This window comes from Comamonas sp. HJ-2 (genome assembly GCF_053615495.1).
On sequence record NZ_JBSIFD010000013.1, the window covers coordinates 24,192 to 43,325 of the forward strand.

The 19,134-nt window shown below is 64.7% G+C and carries 14 protein-coding genes and 1 tRNA gene; 7 read left to right on the forward strand and 8 right to left on the reverse strand.

Annotation, left to right across the window (positions count from 1 at the left end; genetic code table 11):
• Positions 1-14: 14 nt before the first annotated feature.
• Positions 15-941 carry a LysR family transcriptional regulator gene (locus ACWGXF_RS12175; protein ID WP_087865174.1) on the reverse strand — a complete coding sequence of 309 codons (927 nt, stop codon included), beginning with the start codon at positions 939-941 and terminating at the stop codon, positions 15-17.
• Between the two features lie 176 nt (positions 942-1,117).
• On the opposite strand from ACWGXF_RS12175, the gene ACWGXF_RS12180 reads away from it, so the two are divergent.
• The 6 genes from ACWGXF_RS12180 to ACWGXF_RS12205 all read left to right on the forward strand — a co-directional run bounded on the left by ACWGXF_RS12180 (position 1,118) and on the right by ACWGXF_RS12205 (position 10,297).
• Positions 1,118-1,954 carry an alpha/beta hydrolase gene (locus ACWGXF_RS12180; RefSeq protein ID WP_452101971.1) on the forward strand — a complete coding sequence of 279 codons (837 nt, stop codon included), beginning with the start codon at positions 1,118-1,120 and terminating at the stop codon, positions 1,952-1,954.
• Between the two features lie 180 nt (positions 1,955-2,134).
• On the forward strand, positions 2,135-3,373 hold the full coding sequence (locus ACWGXF_RS12185) for an efflux RND transporter periplasmic adaptor subunit (protein ID WP_452101972.1): 1,239 nt from the start codon (positions 2,135-2,137) through the stop codon (positions 3,371-3,373).
• A 22-nt stretch (positions 3,374-3,395) separates the two neighbouring features.
• On the forward strand, positions 3,396-6,626 hold the full coding sequence (locus ACWGXF_RS12190; protein ID WP_452101973.1) for an efflux RND transporter permease subunit: 3,231 nt from the start codon (positions 3,396-3,398) through the stop codon (positions 6,624-6,626).
• A 13-nt stretch (positions 6,627-6,639) separates the two neighbouring features.
• The gene (locus tag ACWGXF_RS12195; RefSeq protein WP_256631239.1) at positions 6,640-8,103 is read left to right on the forward strand and encodes an efflux transporter outer membrane subunit; all 1,464 of its coding nucleotides are present in this window, start codon (positions 6,640-6,642) and stop codon (positions 8,101-8,103) included.
• A 197-nt stretch (positions 8,104-8,300) separates the two neighbouring features.
• A complete protein-coding gene (locus tag ACWGXF_RS12200; RefSeq protein WP_256630361.1) occupies positions 8,301-9,701 on the forward strand; it encodes an MBL fold metallo-hydrolase RNA specificity domain-containing protein in 1,401 nt (466 codons plus the stop codon).
• A 53-nt stretch (positions 9,702-9,754) separates the two neighbouring features.
• The gene (locus tag ACWGXF_RS12205; RefSeq protein WP_256630362.1) at positions 9,755-10,297 is read left to right on the forward strand and encodes a hypothetical protein; all 543 of its coding nucleotides are present in this window, start codon (positions 9,755-9,757) and stop codon (positions 10,295-10,297) included.
• Here the strand turns inward: ACWGXF_RS12205 and ACWGXF_RS12210 are convergent.
• On the reverse strand, positions 10,294-10,806 hold the full coding sequence (locus tag ACWGXF_RS12210; protein ID WP_256631240.1) for a pyridoxamine 5'-phosphate oxidase: 513 nt from the start codon (positions 10,804-10,806) through the stop codon (positions 10,294-10,296). The genes ACWGXF_RS12205 and ACWGXF_RS12210 overlap by 4 nt on opposite strands.
• Positions 10,807-10,988: 182 nt before the next feature.
• Here ACWGXF_RS12210 and ACWGXF_RS12215 point away from each other — a divergent pair, with 182 nt between their 5' ends.
• Positions 10,989-12,677: a long-chain fatty acid--CoA ligase gene (locus ACWGXF_RS12215; RefSeq protein ID WP_452101974.1), complete on the forward strand. Its 1,689-nt coding sequence runs from the start codon at positions 10,989-10,991 to the stop codon at positions 12,675-12,677.
• Positions 12,678-12,695: 18 nt separating this feature from the next.
• On the opposite strand, the gene ACWGXF_RS12220 is transcribed toward ACWGXF_RS12215, so the two are convergent.
• The 6 genes from ACWGXF_RS12220 to fdxH form a co-directional block, all read right to left on the reverse strand.
• Positions 12,696-12,791: transfer RNA gene (locus tag ACWGXF_RS12220), tRNA-Sec, on the reverse strand.
• Between the two features lie 184 nt (positions 12,792-12,975).
• Complete coding sequence (gene selB, locus ACWGXF_RS12225; RefSeq protein WP_452101975.1) at positions 12,976-14,901, reverse strand: selenocysteine-specific translation elongation factor; 1,926 nt, start codon at positions 14,899-14,901, stop codon at positions 12,976-12,978.
• Positions 14,902-14,997: 96 nt separating this feature from the next.
• Positions 14,998-16,437: an L-seryl-tRNA(Sec) selenium transferase gene (gene selA / locus ACWGXF_RS12230; protein ID WP_256630384.1), complete on the reverse strand. Its 1,440-nt coding sequence runs from the start codon at positions 16,435-16,437 to the stop codon at positions 14,998-15,000.
• An 88-nt stretch (positions 16,438-16,525) separates the two neighbouring features.
• A complete protein-coding gene (fdhE, locus tag ACWGXF_RS12235) occupies positions 16,526-17,491 on the reverse strand; it encodes a formate dehydrogenase accessory protein FdhE (RefSeq protein ID WP_256630385.1) in 966 nt (321 codons plus the stop codon).
• 82 nt (positions 17,492-17,573) lie between these two features.
• Complete coding sequence (locus ACWGXF_RS12240) at positions 17,574-18,200, reverse strand: formate dehydrogenase subunit gamma (RefSeq protein WP_003066500.1); 627 nt, start codon at positions 18,198-18,200, stop codon at positions 17,574-17,576.
• Positions 18,197-19,126, reverse strand: coding sequence for a formate dehydrogenase subunit beta (gene fdxH / locus ACWGXF_RS12245; RefSeq protein WP_003079546.1), 930 nt, complete (start codon positions 19,124-19,126; stop codon positions 18,197-18,199). The genes ACWGXF_RS12240 and fdxH overlap by 4 nt, the downstream gene beginning before the upstream one ends.
• Positions 19,127-19,134: the final 8 nt, after the last annotated feature.

The window sequence follows — 19,134 nt, forward strand, 5'->3', positions numbered from 1 at the left end:
GGGGCTCTGCCTGATTAGGCGGGCCGGCTTTCGCCCTGCAGCAGCGGATTGCGCGAAAACAGCTCCACCACCCAGTCCACAAAGGCGCGCACCTTGGCGCTGAGGTGGGAGTTGGGCGGATAGACCACATAGATCGGCAGCAAAGGGTGTTTCCAGTCCTCCAGCACCCGCTGCAGCTGGCCGCTTTCGAGGTACTTGTGAATCTGGAAGCGGCTGAGCTGTCCTATGCCCTGGCCGGCAAGGATGGCGCTGATATAGGCATTGCCTTCGTTGACACCAAGATGTGCAGGACTGGCGATCTCAATCACTTCGCCGCCCTTGTGAAACTCCAGCGGATAGCGCCGCGCCGAGACCGGAGAGAAATAGATCACGTTGCGATGGCCGGACTCCAGATCGCGCGGATGCTGGGGCACGCCGTGGCGCTGCAGATAGTCGGGAGCGGCAACCGTGATGAATTCCAGATTGCCGATGCGGCGCGCCACCAGGGACTGGTCGGCCAGCTCGCCGCCGCGGATCACGCAGTCCACGTTGTCGCTGATCAGGTCCACGGTGCGGTCGCTCACGCCCAGGTCGATCTGTATCTCGGGATAGCGAGACTGGAACTCGCTCAGATGGGGAATGATGAGCAGACGCGCCACGGTGGTTCCCACATCCACGCGCAGGCGCCCGCGCGGCGTGGTGCGGGCCTGGCTGACGCTGGCCTCGAGGTCGTCGAAGTCGGCGAGCAGGCGCACGGCGCGGTCGTAATAGGCCGCACCATCGGCGGTCACGGTGACGCGACGCGTGGTACGGTTGAGCAGCTTCACGCGCAGGCGCTCTTCCAGAGCCTGAACGTTCTTGGTCACACTGGCTTTTGGCATTTGCAGCGAATCGGCTGCACGCGTGAAAGTGCCGGCTTCCACAACCCGCGCGAAAATACGCATGGCCTGTATCTGATCCATGGGATCTCCTTGTCCTCGCGAAAACCCGGACTCGCCGAGGATGCGGGATTCTCACACACAGCTCACACCGTCATTGTTCGAGAATTGGAAACAGTGTGGCCGCGTTTGCGGGGTTTATGCCGTCACTTGCTGTTGCTACATTTCTGTTCCATCACCCGGTCCTGTCCGGAAAATCCATGTCAAACACCAAAGCCACCGCATCGCAGCCGATTCCTCATACCGACACCACGATCTCCGTGGCCGACGGTGTGCAGGCAGATGTGCGCATATACGGCGGCAAGCGGCGCGGCGAAGTGGTCCCGCTGGTGCTGCATTTCCATGGAGGTGCCTTTGTGACCGGCGGTCTGGACAACGGCTGCACCGTCGGCAGCTCGCTGGCGGCGGCCGGGGCCTGTGTGGTGTCGCTGGCCTATCCGCTGGCGCCCGAGCATCCGTTTCCGCGTCCGCTGGAGCTGGGCTACGAGGTGCTGCTGTGGGCCTACAAGCAACGCAGCAAGCTGGCCGGAAAGGGCGCTCCGCTCTATCTGGCCGGTGAAGAGGCTGGAGCCAATCTGGCGGCCGGCGTCTGCATGATGGCGCGCGATCAGCAGCAGCCGCCGCTGGCCGGGCAGATTCTGATCTCTCCCATGCTGGACCCTTGCTCGGCCACGCCTTCGCAGCGTGCCGCTCAGGGCGAGTCCGTCGAATGCAAATGGGCTTCGGGCTGGTGCCAGTACCTGGGCGAGCCGCATGATGCTGAGCACCCCTATGCGGTGCCGGCGCGAGCCCGCCGTCTCGCGGGACTGCCGCCGACGCTGATTCTGGTCGGCGAGGCCGACCCCATGCGTGACGAGGCACTGAACTATGGCGCGCGCCTGGAAGCTGCCGGCCTGAGCGTGCATCGCCATGTGTTTGCCGAAGCCGGGCAATGGCCGCAGGCGCTGCTGGAGCAGCCGCCCGAGTCCTGCCCTTGCGCCGCGCAGCTGCAGGAGCAACTGCGCCAGTTTTTCGAAACCACCCGATGTCGGCTCTGAGCTGATTTTGCCCTGCTGATACCGCTGACCTGACCCGGCCCCGTGGGCCGGAAGCAGCACGGCTGCGCCTTTTTCTTCTCTTTCTCATTCGATTCCTGGCCTGAGCGCTGGAAGGGATGAGTCTTGCCCGCCGCCGAAAGAGCCGCTACCGCTTTCAACCCTTGAACCAAAGACATTGCCATGAACGAGCACTCCAAACTCTCCAACCGCCGCCGGTGGGCCGCCGCCGGCGTCGCCGCTGCCGTGATCGCCACGACTGCCGCCATGCTGGGCCTGTCATCGCATGCCGAAGCGCCCGCTGCGCAAGCCGCCGCGCCGGCTGTGCCAGTTTCGGCAGCCCAGGTCCTGCAGCAGGACGTAACGCTGTGGAATGAATTCTCCGGCCGCCTCGAAGCCGTGCAGCGTGTGGATGTGCAGCCGCGCGTCTCGGGAGCGGTGCAGGCCGTGCATTTCAAGGAAGGCGCGCTGGTCAAGGCCGGTGATCTGCTGTTCACCGTGGACCCGGCGCCCTATGCGGCAGAAGTCGATCGCGCCGAAGCCCAGGTCGTTGCCGCCAAGGCGCGCATGGCCTATACCCAGAGCGAGTCCGAGCGCGCCACGCGTCTGTGGGACGAGCGGGCGATCGCGCAAAAGGAATACGACGAGCGCGTGAATGCCCGGCGCGAAGCCGATGCGAATCTGCGCGCCGCCCAGGCTGCGCTGCAGACCGCCAAGCTGAACCTGGGCTACACCCAGGTCAAGGCTCCGGTGAGCGGGCGCGTGGGTCGCATCGAGGTCACGGTGGGCAATCTTGTGAGCTCGGGAGCCGGTGCTCCGGTGCTGACCACCCTGGTATCGGTGGACCCGATGTATGCCAGTTTCGACGCGGACGAGCAGATCGTGGCCCAGGCGCTGCAGGGTCTGCAGAGCGCAAGCCAGGTACGCAGCACGCGTGCGCTGATTGAAACCATTCCCGTTCAGATGGGGGTGGGTACCAGCGGCGGCACGCCCTATGCCGGTCATCTGCAGCTCATAGACAACCAGGTCGATGCCAAGAGCGGCACGGTGCGCGTGCGGGCCGTGTTCGGCAATGCGGACGGCACGCTCATGGCCGGCCAGTTCGCGCGCATTCGCATGGGCCAGCCCCAGACCACCCAGGCCGTGCTCATCAACGAGCGCGCCGTGGGCACGGACCAGAGCAAGAAATTCGTGCTGGTGATTGGCGCTGACAACAAGGCCGAGTACCGGGAGGTGCAACTGGGCGCACCGGTGGACGGCCTGCGCGTGGTCACTTCGGGCCTCAAGGCCGGCGAGCGCATCGTCGTCAACGGACTGCAGCGTGTGCGCCCCGGCGTAGTGGTTGCGCCTCAGGACGTGCCCATGGATGTCAAGGCCGAGCTGGCCGATGGCCGCGGCGCCGCCAAGCAACCCACGGTCTGAGAACCATTAATCCTCCGACACCATGAACCTTTCCCGATTTTTCATCGACCGCCCGATCTTTGCGGGTGTGCTGTCGGTGCTTATTTTTCTCGCAGGCCTGATCGCCATGCGAACGCTGCCGATCTCGGAATACCCCGAGGTCGCTCCACCCTCGGTGGTGGTGCGCGCCCATTACCCGGGCGCCAATCCCAAGGTGATTGCCGAAACCGTGGCCACGCCGCTGGAGGAATCCATCAACGGCGTGGAAGGCATGCTCTACATGGGTAGCCAGGCCACGACCGACGGCGTGATGACGCTGACCGTGACCTTCGCCCTGGGCACCGACCCCGACAAGGCGCAGCAGCTGGTGCAGAACCGCGTCTCCCAGGCCGAGCCGCGCCTGCCCGAGGAAGTGCGCCGCCTGGGCATCACCACGGTCAAGAGCGCGCCCGACCTGACCATGGTCGTGCACATGGTCTCGCCCAACGGCCGCTATGACATCGACTATCTGCGCAACTATGCCGTGCTCAACGTCAAGGACCGCCTGGCGCGCATCCAGGGCGTGGGCCAGGTGCAGATCTTCGGCGGCGGCGACTATTCGATGCGCGCCTGGCTGGATCCGCAGAAGGTGGCGCAGCGCGGTCTCTCGGCCGCCGATGTGGTGGCTGCCATCCGTGGCCAGAACGTGCAGGCCGCGGCCGGCGTGGTCGGTGCCTCGCCCGGCCTGCCTGGCGTTGACATGCAGCTGTCCATCAATGCCCAGGGCCGTCTGCAGACCGAGGAGGAGTTCGGCGACATCATCGTCAAGACCGGTGCCGACGGCGCGGTGACGCGCTTGCGCGACGTAGCGAGGCTGGAGCTGGGCGCGGCCGATTATTCGCTGCGCTCCCTGCTCAACAACGACCCCGCCGTGGGCATGGGCGTGTTCCAGGCCCCGGGCTCGAACGCCCTGGAGATCTCGGCCAATGTGCGCTCCACCATGGCCGAGCTGCAAAAGCACATGCCCGAGGGCGTGGAGTTCCGCATCGCCTACGACCCCACGCAGTTCGTGCGGGCTTCGATCAAGTCCGTGATCCAGACCCTGCTTGAAGCCGTGGCCCTGGTCGTGGTGGTGGTGATCCTGTTCCTGCAGACCTGGCGCGCATCCATCATTCCGCTGCTGGCCGTGCCGGTGTCGGTGGTGGGTACCTTTGCCGTGCTGCACCTGCTGGGCTTTTCCATCAATGCCCTGAGCCTGTTCGGCCTGGTGCTGGCCATCGGCATCGTGGTGGACGACGCCATCGTGGTGGTGGAGAACGTGGAGCGCAACATCGAGGCCGGGCTGTCGCCGCGCCAGGCCACCTACCGCGCCATGCAGGAGGTCAGCGGGCCCATCATCGCCATCGCCCTGGTGCTGGTGGCCGTGTTCGTGCCGCTGGCCTTCATCAGCGGCCTCACGGGCCAGTTCTATCGCCAGTTCGCGGTGACCATCGCCATCTCGACGGTGATCTCGGCCATCAACTCGCTGACCCTGTCACCTGCGCTGTCCGCGCTGCTGCTGCGCGGCCACGATGCTCCCAAGGACGCGCTGACGCGCGGCATGGAGCGCGTGCTGGGCGGCTTTTTCCGCCGCTTCAACGCCTTGTTCCGCCGTGGCTCCGATGCCTATAGCGGCGGCGTGCAGCGCGTCATCGGCCGCAAGGCGCTGATGCTGGTGATCTACGCCGTGCTGGTGGGTGCGACCTGGGGTCTGTTCAAGCTGGTGCCCGGCGGCTTTGTGCCGGCCCAGGACAAGCAGTACCTGGTCGGCTTTGCCCAGTTGCCCGATGGCGCCACACTGGACCGCACCGAAGACGTGATCCGCCGCATGGGCGAGATCGTCAAGAACAATCCCAATGTGGAAGACGCCATCGCCTTCCCCGGACTGTCCATCAACGGCTTTACCAACAGCTCCAACTCGGGCATCGTCTTTGTCACGCTCAAGCCCTTTGCCGAGCGCACGCATGCCGACCAGAGCGGCGGTGCTGTGGCGGGTCAGCTCAACCAGGCCTTTGGCAGCATCCAGGAAGCCTTTATCGCGATGTTCCCGCCACCGCCCGTGGCCGGCCTCGGAACCACCGGCGGCTTCAAGCTGCAGATCGAGGATCGCGCCTCGCTGGGTTACGACGCCATGGACGCGGCCGTGAAGGCCTTCATGGCCAAGGCCTACCAGACGCCCGAGCTGGCCGGCCTGTTCACGAGCTGGCAGGTCAACGTGCCCCAGCTCTATGCCGCCATCGACCGCACCAAGGCGCGCCAGCTCGGCGTGCCCGTGACGGATATCTTCGAGACGCTGCAGATCTACCTGGGCAGTCTGTATGCGAACGACTTCAACCAGTTCGGCCGCACCTATAGCGTGCGCGTCCAGGCCGATGCCGCCTACCGGGCGCGCGCCGAAGACGTGGGTCTGCTCAAGGTGCGTTCCACCACAGGCGAGATGGTGCCGCTGTCGGCGCTGATGAAGCTCGAACCCAGCTTCGGGCCCGAACGCGCCATGCGCTACAACGGCTTTCTGGCCGCCGACGTGAATGGCGGGCCCGCGCCCGGCTTCTCCTCGGGCCAGGCTCAGGCCGCCGTCGAGCGCATTGCTGCCGAAACCCTGCCGCCCGGCATAGGCTTCGAGTGGACCGAGCTGACCTACCAGGAAATCCTGGCCGGCAATTCCACCGTGCTGGTGTTCCCCATCGCCATCCTGCTGGTCTTTCTGGTGCTGGCGGCGCAATACGAAAGCCTGACCCTGCCGATTGCCATCATCCTCATCGTGCCCATGGGCCTGCTGGCTGCCATGACGGGCGTGTGGCTGAGCGGTGGCGACAACAATGTGTTCACGCAGATCGGGCTCATCGTGCTTGTGGGGCTGTCGGCCAAGAACGCCATCCTGATCGTGGAGTTCGCCCGCGAGCTGGAATTTGCCGGCCGCACTCCCGTGCAGGCCGCGATCGAAGCCAGTCGCCTGCGCCTGCGCCCCATCCTCATGACCTCGCTGGCCTTTGTCATGGGCGTGCTGCCGCTGGTGCTGTCCACGGGGGCGGGCGCCGAGATGCGCAGTGCCATGGGCGTGGCGGTGTTCGCCGGCATGATCGGTGTGACGGCCTTCGGCCTGTTCCTCACGCCGGTGTTCTATGTGGTGCTGCGCCGTCTGGCCGGCAACCGTCCGCTGCAGCAGCACGGCAGCCATGTGGCGCCGATCAGCGAGCCGGGTCACGGCGCCTCGGCCCTGCCCATGCCTGCCGCGCCGCGCGGCCATGACGAATAAGCCCCAATCAACCATGGATTCCGATATGAAAACGATGCAAGGCATTCGATCCCTGATGCCGTCCCTGAGCGCGCTGACGGCAGCCCTGGTGCTGGCGGGTTGCGCCAGCGCACCGCCCACGGTGGACCAGCATGCCGGCGTTGCAGTGCCCGCAAGCTTCAGCGCCCAGGCCGCAGCCGCGGGCTGGACGCAGGCCGCCCCGGCCGAGGCCCAGTCGCGCGGTGCCTGGTGGCGGGTATTTGCAGACACCGAGCTCAGCGCTCTGGTGGAGCGTGCGGGTGAAGCCAATACCGATGTGCAGACTGCTGCGGCACGCCTGGCCGAAGCGCGGGCACTGCTGCGCTCGGCCGATGCCCAGCGGCAGCCGCAGATCGGGGCCTCGGGCGGCGCTGTGCGCCAGGCCGGACTGAACACCGCGAACGGCCTGCAGCCCGCCACCCTGGTCACGGCCGGCCTGAACTTCTCCTACGAAGCGGATCTGTTCGGCAGGCTGTCGCGGGCCAGCGAAGCAGCGCGCGAGGATGCCAATGCACGCGAAGCCCTGCTGCAGAGCACGCGCCTGATGGTGCAGGCCGATGTGGCGCAGACTTATCTGCAACTGCGTTCGCTGCAGACCGAGCGCCAACTGGTCGAGCAGAGTCTGGCGGCCTATCGCGAGACGCTGACGCTGATCGAGAAGCGCTTCCGGGCCGGCGATGCGGCCGAGCTGGACGTGGCGCGCATGCAGACCGAGGTTTCGGCCACCGAGGCCGAGACGCTGGCGCTGGAGCGCCAGCAGGCGGCCCTCACGCATGCGCTGGCCGTGCTGGTCGGCGATATCGCCACTGGCTTCACGCTGGCCGCGCAGCCGGTGCTGGCAGCGCTGCCCGTGATTCCGGCAGGCGTGCCCGCGACGGTGCTGGCGCGCCGCCCCGATGTGTCGGCGGCCCAGGCATCGGTGCTGGCGGCCCAGGCGCGCGTGGGCGTGGCCCAGGCCGCATGGTTTCCGGCCATCACGCTCACGGGTAATGGCGGCTATGCCTCGCCGGAGCTTGGCGATCTGTTCAAGTGGTCGGCGCGCTCCTGGGGCATAGGCGCTTTGCTGTCCCTGCCCATCTTCGACGGCGGCCAGCGCGCCGCGCAGGAAGAGGGCGCCCGTGCGCGCCTGGAGGCCGCAGTGGCCACCCAGCGCGGTCAGGTGCTCGCGGCCTTTAGGGAGGTCGAGGATCAGCTCAGTGCCTTGCGCCTGCTCTCGGGCCAGGCCCATGTGCTGGGGCAGGCCGTGCAATCCTCGGAGCGTGCCACGCACCTCTCGGACGTGCGCTATCGCAACGGTCTGGTGAGCCAGCTGGAGCTGCTCGATGCGCGCCGCAACGAGCTGCGCAACCGGCGTCAGGCCTTGCAGGTGCGTACCGCGCAGTACACGGCCACGGTGGCGCTGATCCGTGCGCTGGGCGGCGGCTGGGACAGCGGAGAGCCTGTGGCGGCAAGCAGCTGAGGCGAGAGCAGTCCCGTCCGCCCTGGCGGCCGATTTGCCGGCTGGTGACTCCTGCTGCACAGCCAGCCGGTGCTTACGGCGCCCGGACAGGCTCAGCGGTTTGATGGGCATCAAGGCAAGACTTGAGGCTCTGGAAACGCAGGCGCCAGTGGTGCTAGATTCATTGACGGTCCATGTGGATCGTCAATGGATGCTTCATGAACATCACTTTTCACGGTGCGGCGCAGTCGGTCACGGGGTCCTGTTTCCTGGTCGAGGCGCATGGCTGCCGATTTCTGATCGACTGCGGCATGGCTCAGGGCGGCCGCGAGGCTGACGAGCACAACCAGCAAGCCTTTGCCTTTGATGCCGCAGGTCTGGATTTCGTCGTTCTGACCCATGCGCACATCGATCACAGCGGCCTGCTGCCCAAGGTCGTGGCCAAGGGCTTCAAGGGCCCTATCTATGCCACGCTGGCCACCAAGGACTTGCTCGAGGTCTTGCTCAAGGACAGCGCCCATATCCAGATGATGGATGCCGAACGGGCGGCGCGGCGCCGGCGTGAAGGCCGGGGGCACGAGCGTGAGCCGACGGTTCCTCTGTATTCGCTGGCCCATGTGGCGAGCACGCTGGAGCAGGTCCAGGCCGTGCCTTATGGCCACAGCTTCGAACCCCATCCTGCGGTGACGGTACGTTTTCAGGATGCCGGGCATATTCTGGGCTCGGCCATTGCGGAGCTATGGCTGGCAGATGGCCATGGCGGCACGCGCAAGCTGGTGGCCAGCGGCGATCTGGGCCAGCCGGGGCGGGTGATTCTGCGCGATCCCACGCCGATCCTGGAAGCCGATCTGCTGCTCATCGAGTCCACCTATGGCGACCGGCAGCACAAGAGCACGGGCGATACCCTGGAAGAGCTGGTCGATGTGGTCACGCGCACGGTTCCTCATGGCAATGTGGTCATCCCGGCATTTGCCGTGGGGCGCACGCAGGAGCTGCTCTATCACTTTCTGCAGCTGATCCAGCAGCAGCGCTTGCCGCCGGTAGAGATATTTGTGGATTCGCCGATGGCGGTGGCGGCCACGGACATCACGCTGCGGCACTTCGGCGTGTTCGACGAGGAGGCAAGGCAGTTGCTGGGCAGTGTCAGGAGACTCAAGGAATCGCCGCACATTCATTTCATCAGCGATGTGGAGGACTCCATCAAGCTCAACCGCATCAAGAGCGGCGCGGTCATCATCTCGGCCAGCGGCATGTGCGATGCGGGACGGGTGCTGCATCATCTGAAGAACAATCTGTCCAGGCCCGAGTGTGCGGTGGTGATCTGCGGCTTTCAGGCTGAAGGTTCGCTGGGCCGCAGGTTGGTCGACGGTGCCAGGCAGGTGCGCCTGTTTGGAGATGACGTCGAGGTCCGTGCCGGTATCCATACCCTGGGTGGCTTTTCGGCCCATGCGGACCAGCAAGCCTTGCTGGACTGGGCGGCCGCTTTTAGCCGCCCGCCGCAGCAGACCTTTGTGGTGCATGGGGAGTCGCATGCCTCCCGGGCCCTGGCCACGCTGCTGCACGAGCGCCTGCATTTCACGGTGCAGGTTCCGCAGCCGGCTCAGGTCTTCGAGTTCTAGAGCTCGCAGGAAGTCTCCGAGATGCAGAATCCGTCTTGCGCACGGCCTGTTGCATGATGTTCTGGCGGCGAAGCCTGATGCCGGTCGAGGTCGGTTTCGCGCAGCGGCTTTTCGGCACTACGCTGGATGAGCTGCTGCCCGGCATGCGTCTGCATGTGCGGCGTCTGGGCGATACCAGGCGCGCGCTGTCCCTGGGCGGCGGGCGCATCTATCTGCCGCGCAGCTTTTTTGAGCACCGGGACCCGCATAAGCCGCTGCGGCTTGCCCACCCTGTGGTGGCTGGCGTCTTCGCCCATGAGCTGCTGCATCAGTGGCAGCGCCTGCAAGGCAGGGCGGTGACCTGGGAGGCCTTGGGCCTGCATTTGCGCGCGGCATGCCTGCGGCGCAATCCTTATCACTATCAGACCTGTGCAGATCCGCAGCAGATGCTGCAGTGCTTTCTGGACGCAAACGTGGAGCAGCAGGGTCAGATCTGGCAGGACCATGTTCAGGCCCTGATGCAGGGCCAGCCGCTGCCCTGCATGTGCCTGATTGCCGAGCATGTGCTCAAGGCTCAAGCTGGCCAATCCAGGTCGGGCCGGGCCAGCAAAGGCTAGGCAGCCGGGTTGAGTGCGGCGATGAGATCGTGCTCGTCCACATCGCGCGCTGCGCCGAAGCCGGCGACATGCCTGCCGCCTTGCGGCGTGATGCAGACAAAGCGAAAGTCTCCCAGCGCCGTCATGGGCTCGGCTTCGGGAAAGCGCGCCAGATAGCTGGCACGGGCGCCTTGCCACAGGCCGCTGTCGCCTGGGGGAGTGGAGGCCACGCCCTGAATGCTGATGCGCTCCAGCGCATGCACGGCTTCGCCAGCGGACTCTGGCCTGCTCATCAGCAGACTGACGGCAGGATGCAGCTCCATGGCCTGTGTGTGGCTGGCCAGCGCACTGACATGCAGTATCAGACAGCTGAATTTGCCACTCCAGGCCCAGGGCACCAGCGACAGGCCTGGGGCGGGGAGATATCCGGGGGCTGATGAACCGGCCTGTGGCTGAACGGCCAGGGCGGCAGTACGCTGACTGGCGAGTAGCTGGCGCAGCGACTGCTGCAGGCGTGATTCATGAGGCATTTGCGCATGGTAAGCCAGAGCGCGGGGCAGGACCAGCTTGAGCCGCGTCAGGCCGCCTCGACCGTCACCTGCGTGACCGACTGTTGGGGCCATCCCGGATGCCGGGCCGAGGTTGCAGGCCTAGTCTTGCGGACTGATTAGTCCACCCGGACTATGTATACGCTTTTCTGATTGCCTGACTCATGCCCGCTCACCACAAGTTTTGGCCCAATCGGCTGCCATATTCCATCACCGTTCCAGCAACCAGTGTCTGGGAAAACCTCGCTATCAATGCCAGGCGTTATCCGGACAAAGCCGCGCTGGTGTTTCTGGGACGCACCACGACCTATCGGCAACTCTGCGAGGGAACGGAGCGCATGGCCGCCTATCTGCATGGCCTGGGCGTGCAAAAAGGCGACCGCGTCATCGTGCTGATGCAAAACAGCTCGCAACTGGTGCTGGCGCATTACGCCATCTTTCGAGCCAATGCGGTGGTGGTGCCGGTCAACCCCATGAATACGGCGGAGGAGCTCAAGCACTACATCACGGATTCGGGCGCCAAGGTGGCCATTACCACGGCCGATCTGGCGCCGGAGCTGGCCAAGGCCAGCAATGCCTTGCCGCAGTCCGAAGCATTGCAGCACTTGCTGGTCACCCGATTCACCGACGGTTTTGATGCCGATGTGCAAGGGCCGGATGCACCGCCCGAAGCCTGGCGCAACTGGCTGCTCGGCGAGCGCGAACCCGCAAGCCTGAGCCATGGCAAGGTCCATGCCTGGACGCAGGCACTGGCCTGCAGCGAGCTGCCGCCGCCGCATACCGCGGGTCGTGACGACCTGGCATTGCTGCCCTATACCAGCGGCACCACGGGCCAGCCCAAGGGCTGCATGCACCTGCACCGCAGCATCAACCACAACGCCGTTTCCGGCGCGATGTGGGGCACGGGCAGCAGCGAGAACGTGGTGCTCGCCGTCGTGCCCATGTTTCACATCACAGGCATGGTTTCCGTGCTGCACAGTGCCATCTACATGGGGGCGACGCTGATCATCATGCCGCGCTGGGAGCGTGAGCTGGCAGGGCGCCTGATCTCGCACTATCAGGTCACCAGCTGGACCAATATCCCGACCATGGTGATCGATCTGCTGGCCAGTCCCAACTTTGCGTCCTTCGATCTGTCCAGCCTCAAATACATCGGCGGCGGCGGCGCCGCCATGCCCCAGGCCGTGGCCCAGCGACTGCTGGAACAGTACGGGCTGCGTTTTTGCGAGGGCTATGGCCTGACCGAAACCGCCGCACCCTCGCACAGCAATCCGCCCGACCATCCCAAGCAGCAATGTCTGGGCATCCCCTTCATGAGCACCGATGCGCGCGTGATCAGCCCCGACACGCTGGAAGAGGTGGCCCAGGGAGAGCAGGGCGAGATCGTGGTCAACGGCCCCGAGGTGTTCGAGGGCTACTGGCAACGCCCCGAGGCGACCGAGCAAAGCTTTATGGAGCTCGATGGCAAACGCTTTTTCCGCACCGGGGATCTGGGGCGCGTGGATGAGGATGGCTACTTTTTCATCACCGACCGGCTCAAGCGCATGATCAATGCCAGCGGCTTCAAGGTATGGCCCGCCGAGGTGGAGTCGCTGATGTTCCGCCATCCGGCGATTCAGGAGGCCTGCGTGATCTCCGCCAAGGATGCCTATCGCGGCGAGACCGTCAAGGCTGTGGTCGTGCTGCGTGCCGGCCATGAGGCGACGACGGCAGAGCAGATCATCCAGTGGTGCCATGACAATATGGCAGTCTACAAGTCCCCACGTCGGGTGCAATTCGTGACGGCTTTGCCCAAGAGCGGCAGCGGCAAGGTGATGTGGCGAATGCTGCAGGAGCAGGAAGCCGCGGTCTGAAATGCAAAGAGGGGGAAGTGGCGGAAAGCAGCTGGAGTCGAACCAACCCGGGAGCGGCTGACGCCCCCCACCGGGTTTGAAGCCCGGCCGCGCCACCGGGCACGATTGCCTTCCTTTGAGTCAAGAGTGGAAGTTGCCACTCTTGTAGAAGATAAGACGGTGATTGTAGCCAGCAATCCGGCACCTGATGACAAACAGAACGTCAAGACCGCATATCCGGCTCTACTCTGATTTGATAGCTTGTTGCCCAAGCGGGATAAGGAACCTGGACTGGTTTCCGCTGGTTTCCCTTGCAGGCTCAGCGTGGCGTGCTATTCCACTGCACGTCAGGGCGCAGCAGATGGGCGTCGCGCACGCGGCGTGTGTAGCCGGTGCGGTCGAAGAATTCGAGAATCTGGATGGCGCGCTTGCGGCCCAGACCAGTGGCGTCGCGGAATGCGCTGGCTTCCACCTCTCCCCTGGCGTGCTGGCTGGCGATGTCGGCAACCAGGGCGGCGAGTTCATCCATGCGCACCGGTGCATAGAACAAGTCCTTGACGACCTGGAACAGCTGGCCCTGGCGCGAAAGCTTTTTGAGCAGCTGGCGCACCGGCTCTTCGCCAGCGGCATGGTCGCGCGCCAGATCGCGCACCCAGGGCGGGTCATAGCGGCCTGCAGCAATGGCGGGCAGCAGTTTTTCGGCCAGCGTCTGCTCGGCGCTGCTCAGCTGCACGCTGTGTTGCGGCAAATGCAGCCAGGCGCCGGTGCTGGCCAGCAACTGGCTGTTGAGCAGGGCATCGACCAGGCCCTGATAGAGCGCGTCGTAGCTGCCTTGCTGCAGGCCGGGCAAGGCCATGCGCCTCAGTCTGGCCGCGTTGACGCCGGGCTCGTCGGGCGATTTTTCATGAAAGCGCGCCAGGCTGTCGATGACCTGGGTCTGCAGCTGCTGCCAGCGCTGCAGGCCAAGCACCAGGGCATCGCCGCCGGCGATGGGCAACTGGATGGTGTCGGCAAGGCTGGCCTCGGGGAAGGCATGGCCGCCCAGACACACCAGCTGCGAACGCGCAATGCCGTGCGGGGCCTGTGCGATCAGCGGTCTGAAGTCGTTGCGGGCGATTAGCTGCTCCATGGCGTCGAGGTAGGCCATGCGCTCTGCGCTGCGGCGCTTGCGGCTCGGAGCATAGGGGTCGAGCACCATGCCGCCGGCGATGGTGCGGCTGGCCTGGGCGTTGCGCAGAATCAGGCGGTCGCCGGGCAGGGCGAAGACCGCCGCATCGAGCACCAACTGCACCCGAGCCTCGGTACCGGGCTCTATGGCCTCGTCCTGCAGCAGCGCCACATGGCCCGTGGTGCGCTTGGTGCCCAGGTGCACATGGACGGGCGTCCACTGGGCCAGCAAGGGCGCTTCGCCGAGCAGGTGCAGATGAATGTCGAGGCGGTCCGTGGCCTGCAGCAGGCGTGGGTCCATGATCCAGTCGCCGCGTTCGATCTCGTCCTTGCCTATGCCCGCCAGATTGAGTGCGCAGCGCTGGCCGGCGACGCCGCTGTCGCTGCTCTGGTTCTGTGCATGAATGCTGCGCACACGCACGGCCTGACCACTGGCCGAGTGCGCCAGCGTGTCGCCCACCCGCACCTGGCCATTGAAGACCGTGCCCGTGACCACCGTGCCCTGGCCCGGCAGCGTGAAGACGCGGTCCACGGCGAGCCGGAACAATCCGTCTCGGGGACGCGCCTGCATCATCTGGGCCTGCACCTGCAGATGTTCGCGCAGGGCCTGTACGCCGGCATTGCCGGGTTCTGCGGCATTGGTCTCGAAGATGGGACTGTCCGCCAGTGCAGTGACGCCGAGAATGGCGTTGATTTCGCGGTGCACGTCGGCAATGCGCTGCGGCAGCACGCGATCGACCTTGGTCAGCGCCACGCTGCCACGCCTGACACCCAGCAGCTGCAGAATTTCCAGGTGCTCCAGGGTCTGGGGCATGACGCCGTCGTCGGCAGCCACGACCAGCAGGGCATGGTCAATGCCCACGGCTCCGGCGGCCATGGTGTGGACGAATTTCTCGTGGCCCGGCACGTCGATGATGCCCAGCACATCGCCGTTGGGCAACGGGCTGTAGGCATAACCGAGTTCTATGGAGATGCCGCGGGCTTTCTCTTCCTTGAGACGGTCGGTTTCCACGCCCGTGAGCGCACGCACCAGCGTGGTTTTGCCGTGGTCGATATGGCCTGCGGTTCCGATGATCATGGTGTGCTTGTAGTTTTGTTGGCTGCTGGCGCTTGTGTATCAAGCGATGCAAGGTGTTTTTGTATAAATTCCAGGGGCCGGGGCCATGGGACTGCCTCAGGCCAGCTGCGGCAGCTGCGCGGCAAACAGGGCCTGCGCCGGGTGTTCGAGGCAGCGCAGATCCAGCCACAGCGCATCGTCATGCAGCCGCCCGATCACGGGCCGGGGCAGGGCGCGAAAGCGCGCTTCGAGCCGGGTCAGCTGGCGACCCGCATGCTTGCCACTGGCGGGATAAATCCTGAGGCCGAAGCTGGGCAGATTTTCCACGGGCAGGGCGCCGCTGCCGATCTGGCTGCTCATGGCCGCGGTTTCCACCACATAGTCCTGGCCCAGTGCCTGCTGCAGCAGAGGCTGCAGCTGCTCGGCCTGGATCTGCATGTCGGCGGCCTGGCGCGTGAACAGGCGCAGCGTGGTCAACTCCTGGGCGAGCTTTTCGGGGTTCAGATACAGGCGCAGCGTGGGCTCCAGTGCCGCCAGCGTGATCTTGCCCACGCGCAGCGCGCGCTTGAGCGGGTTCTTCTTGATCTGGGTGATCAGCTCCTTTTTGCCGACGATGATGCCGGCCTGCGGGCCGCCCAGGAGCTTGTCGCCGCTGAAGGTGACGATGTCGGCACCGGACTCGACCGTCTCGCGCACCGTGACCTCATAGGGCAGTCCCCAGTCGCGCATGTCGATCAGCGTGCCGCTGCCCAGGTCGACAATCATCGGCAGATTGCTGTCGTGCGCAATGCGGGCGACATCGGCGTCGCTCACCGCCTTGGTAAAGCCGGTGATGGCGTAGTTGCTGCAGTGCACCTTCATGAGCGCGGCCGTATTCTCGTCTATGGCCTCTGCATAGTCTTTCTCATGCGTGCGGTTGGTGGTGCCGACCTCGACGAGCCTGGCGCCGGCGCGGGTCATGACATCGGGAATGCGGAAGGCGCCGCCGATTTCCACCAGCTCGCCGCGCGAGACCACGACTTCCCTGCCCATGGCCATGGTGGACAGCACCAGCAGCACGGCTGCGGCGTTGTTGTTGACAACGGTGGCGGCCTCGGCACCGGTCAGCTCGCAGATCAGCGACTCGACCAGATCGTCGCGATCGCCGCGACCGCCGTCTTCAAGGTCATATTCCAGATTGGCCGGGGAGTTCATGGCCTGTACCACGGCATCGATCGCGGCCTGCGGCAGCAATGCGCGGCCCAGGTTGGTGTGCAGCACCGTGCCGGTGAGATTGAAGACGGCTTGCAGGCGTGGCGCAAACCGGGCCTGAAGCTGGCGCTGCGCAGCTTGCACGATGCTGGCGATGTCGGCCTGCACGCTCTGGCCAGGCTGATCGGCAAAACCCAGGAGCTGCTGGCGCAACCCCGTCAGCACATCGCGGACTGCCTTGGTGCAGGCATCGAGGCCGTAGGACTCGCGCAGCACCTGCATCTCGATCGCGAGCAAGACCTTGTCCACGGCGGGAAGCTGAGATGGGTGCGAAATTTCAGGGGCGGTCGCTGCGGTATTGCTCATGGCCAAGGTGTGTCGGGTCGTCAAAAAATGAAAAAGGCGGCAGGAGTTCCTGCCGCCTTCATTATGGTGGCGGTTGGAGCCGGCAGGTTTACGCCGCAGGGTCCACCAGTTCGTGATCGGCCTCGCCTTGCTGCTCTTCGGCCACGGCCACAAACAACAGAGGATTGGCGCTGGCGCGCTGGAACTGGGTCTCGCTCATCAGCAGATCCAGCATCAGGCTGGCCAGATCGTCGACGAGAGGTTCGACCATGGGGTTCTTTTCCTGATTCACGATCTTGCGGTAGCTGCCGCATTCGTCGCATGTCTCGGCCAGAACTTCTTCGCCCGAACCGTCAATGCCCTGGTAGTGGATGCCCATGGTCGATTCGCAGTGCGTGCACTTGACGCGAACCATATGCCATTCGCAGGCACAGGTGCCGCAATGAGCGTAACGGTGACCGGCCACTTTGCCGCCAATGCGGATGACGCTGGCCACAGGCTCGCTGGCGCAGACGGGGCAGATGCTGGCGGGGTCGGTATAGGGAACGTCGCGGGCACTGAGACTGGCCGAGCGCTTGGCAAAGGTCACTTGCAGCGCAGCCATGATGAAGGGTGCCATGCCCACGTGGCGGGCGGCGACTTCCTTTTGCAGCAGCTTTTTGGCAATGTCTGCACGGGTCTCGGGAGTCAGTGCACGCAGCTCCTTGAGCAGGGGCTGCAGCGGTGCAGGCAGGCCTTCGCTGCCCTGCAGCGTGTCGAGCATATTGTCCAGTACGGCCTGCCAGGCGGGATCGATGGTGTCCACTGCGGGCAGCAGGGGCATGGAGTGCTCCTGAGCACGCGCCATGAGTTCGGCATCGGGTGCAGATATCTCGATGGTGGCGGCAGCCTTGTGCTGCGCATCCATGATCTGGGCCACAAACAGCAGATAGTCTGCAATGGGATTGCCGTTGGCCAGCTGGCGCAGGCGTGCAGCGCGTTCGGCGAACAGACTGCTTACCTGGGGCAGCAAGATGCGGGGAAAGCTGGTGTGATCCAGTGCTTCGATTTCACCGGGTTGAAGAATGCGTTGCATTGACAGGGTTTCCAAATGAATCAGCCGCCGAGCGCCGATAAACGCTTGGCGGCTGGGTTGTTAGGGGAGAGGACTAAAAACCTTAGTCGTTGTCACCCGTCATCTTGCGGTACCAGCCGCGGTGGTGTTGCTTGGCCCAGGCTCGCGTTACTGTGCCATAAAGCATGGCGCGAATGGTGCCACGAGTCCAGATGGCGGCATACACGTGCATGATGATCAGGCCGATCATCCACACGGCAGCGATGGCGTGAACCACCGAAGCCGCTCGCACCACGTTGACCGGCAATGTCCACCAAGCGCGCCACATCAGAAAGCCGGTGATCACGATCAGCAGCATGCCGATGACCAGGCCCCAGAACAACAGCTTCTGACCGCCGTTGTATTTGCCCTGTTCGGGCATGTCGTGGTCGTCGCCATCGATCATCTTGTTGACGTTCTTGAGCCATTCGATGTCGCGCGGCTCAACGATGTTGAGCTTGGCAAAACGGCAGGCCATGATGACGAAGAATGCGCCCATGACAACCCCGATGTAGGGGTGCAGGATGCGGGTCCAGGGACCGCCGCCGAACAGATTGGTCAACCAGAAGAAGGCCGGGTGAAAGAACGCCAGACCGGACAGGGCCAGCAAGATGAAGCAAATGCCTACCACCCAGTGGTTGGCGCGCTCCGATGCGTTGTAGCGCACGAGGTCGCGAGGATTGCGTTTCATTTGCCGTTCTCCTTGTTCAGCGCTTCGGCGTCCTTGCGTTCCATTTCATCCTCAAGGTCCTTGGATACGTCGTTGGGTCCCTTGGTGATGTAGTGGAACAGGCTGCCGATTGCGGCTGCACCCAGTGCGGCCATGGCCAGAGGCTTGGCTACACCCTTCCACAGCGACACCATGGGGCTGATGGACGGATCGTCCGGCAGGCCCTTGTACAGCGAAGGTTTGTCCGCGTGATGCAGAACGTACATCACGTGCGTGCCGCCCACGCCTTGCGGGTCGTAGAGGCCTGCCTTTTCGTAGCCGCGTTCCTTGAGGTCCACGACACGGCGGGACGCTTGCTCCTGCATGGCTTCCTTGGTGCCAAACTGGATGGCGCCCGTGGGGCAGGTCTTGACGCAGGCGGGCTCCTGGCCAACAGCCACGCGATCCGAACACAAGGTGCACTTGTACGCCTTGTTGTCCTTCTTGGAGATGCGCGGAATGTTGAAGGGGCAGCCCGTGACGCAGTAGCCGCAGCCCACGCACTGGTCTTGCTGGAAGTCCACGATGCCGTTGGCATATTGGACGATGGCGCCAGGCGAGGGGCAGGCCTTCAGGCAGCCCGGGTCTTCGCAGTGCATGCAGCCGTCCTTGCGGATCAGCCACTCCAGATTGCCTGTGGCTTCGTTTTCGTACTCGGCAAAGCGCATCACGGTCCAAGACTCCGACGTCAGATCCGTCGGGTTGTCGTAGACGCCTGCGGCAACCGTGCCGATTTCGTCGCGAAGGTCGTTCCACTCCATGCAGGCGGTCTGGCAAGCCTTGCAGCCAATGCATTTGGAGACGTCGATCAGCTTGGCGACTTCCCCCGCGTGCGCACCGCGTGCGCTGGGTGCGGGGGTTGTCGTGGCCGAACGGCGTTTGATATCGAGAGACATGGTTGAGGACATCAGCGTGG

Excerpts from the sequence above, each read along its gene's own strand:
- ACWGXF_RS12175 (WP_087865174.1), bottom strand. The coding sequence starts at position 941 with ATGGATCAGATACAGGCCATGCGTATTTTCGCGCGGGTTGTGGAAGCC.
- ACWGXF_RS12180 (WP_452101971.1), top strand. The coding sequence starts at position 1,118 with ATGTCAAACACCAAAGCCACCGCATCGCAGCCGATTCCTCATACCGAC.
- ACWGXF_RS12185 (WP_452101972.1), top strand. The coding sequence starts at position 2,135 with ATGAACGAGCACTCCAAACTCTCCAACCGCCGCCGGTGGGCCGCCGCC.
- ACWGXF_RS12190 (WP_452101973.1), top strand. The coding sequence starts at position 3,396 with ATGAACCTTTCCCGATTTTTCATCGACCGCCCGATCTTTGCGGGTGTG.
- ACWGXF_RS12195 (WP_256631239.1), top strand. The coding sequence starts at position 6,640 with ATGGATTCCGATATGAAAACGATGCAAGGCATTCGATCCCTGATGCCG.
- ACWGXF_RS12200 (WP_256630361.1), top strand. The coding sequence starts at position 8,301 with ATGAACATCACTTTTCACGGTGCGGCGCAGTCGGTCACGGGGTCCTGT.
- ACWGXF_RS12205 (WP_256630362.1), top strand. The coding sequence starts at position 9,755 with ATGATGTTCTGGCGGCGAAGCCTGATGCCGGTCGAGGTCGGTTTCGCG.
- ACWGXF_RS12210 (WP_256631240.1), bottom strand. The coding sequence starts at position 10,806 with ATGCCTCATGAATCACGCCTGCAGCAGTCGCTGCGCCAGCTACTCGCC.
- ACWGXF_RS12215 (WP_452101974.1), top strand. The coding sequence starts at position 10,989 with ATGCCCGCTCACCACAAGTTTTGGCCCAATCGGCTGCCATATTCCATC.
- selB (WP_452101975.1), bottom strand. The coding sequence starts at position 14,901 with ATGATCATCGGAACCGCAGGCCATATCGACCACGGCAAAACCACGCTG.
- selA (WP_256630384.1), bottom strand. The coding sequence starts at position 16,437 with ATGAGCAATACCGCAGCGACCGCCCCTGAAATTTCGCACCCATCTCAG.
- fdhE (WP_256630385.1), bottom strand. The coding sequence starts at position 17,491 with ATGCAACGCATTCTTCAACCCGGTGAAATCGAAGCACTGGATCACACC.
- ACWGXF_RS12240 (WP_003066500.1), bottom strand. The coding sequence starts at position 18,200 with ATGAAACGCAATCCTCGCGACCTCGTGCGCTACAACGCATCGGAGCGC.
- fdxH (WP_003079546.1), bottom strand. The coding sequence starts at position 19,126 with ATGTCCTCAACCATGTCTCTCGATATCAAACGCCGTTCGGCCACGACA.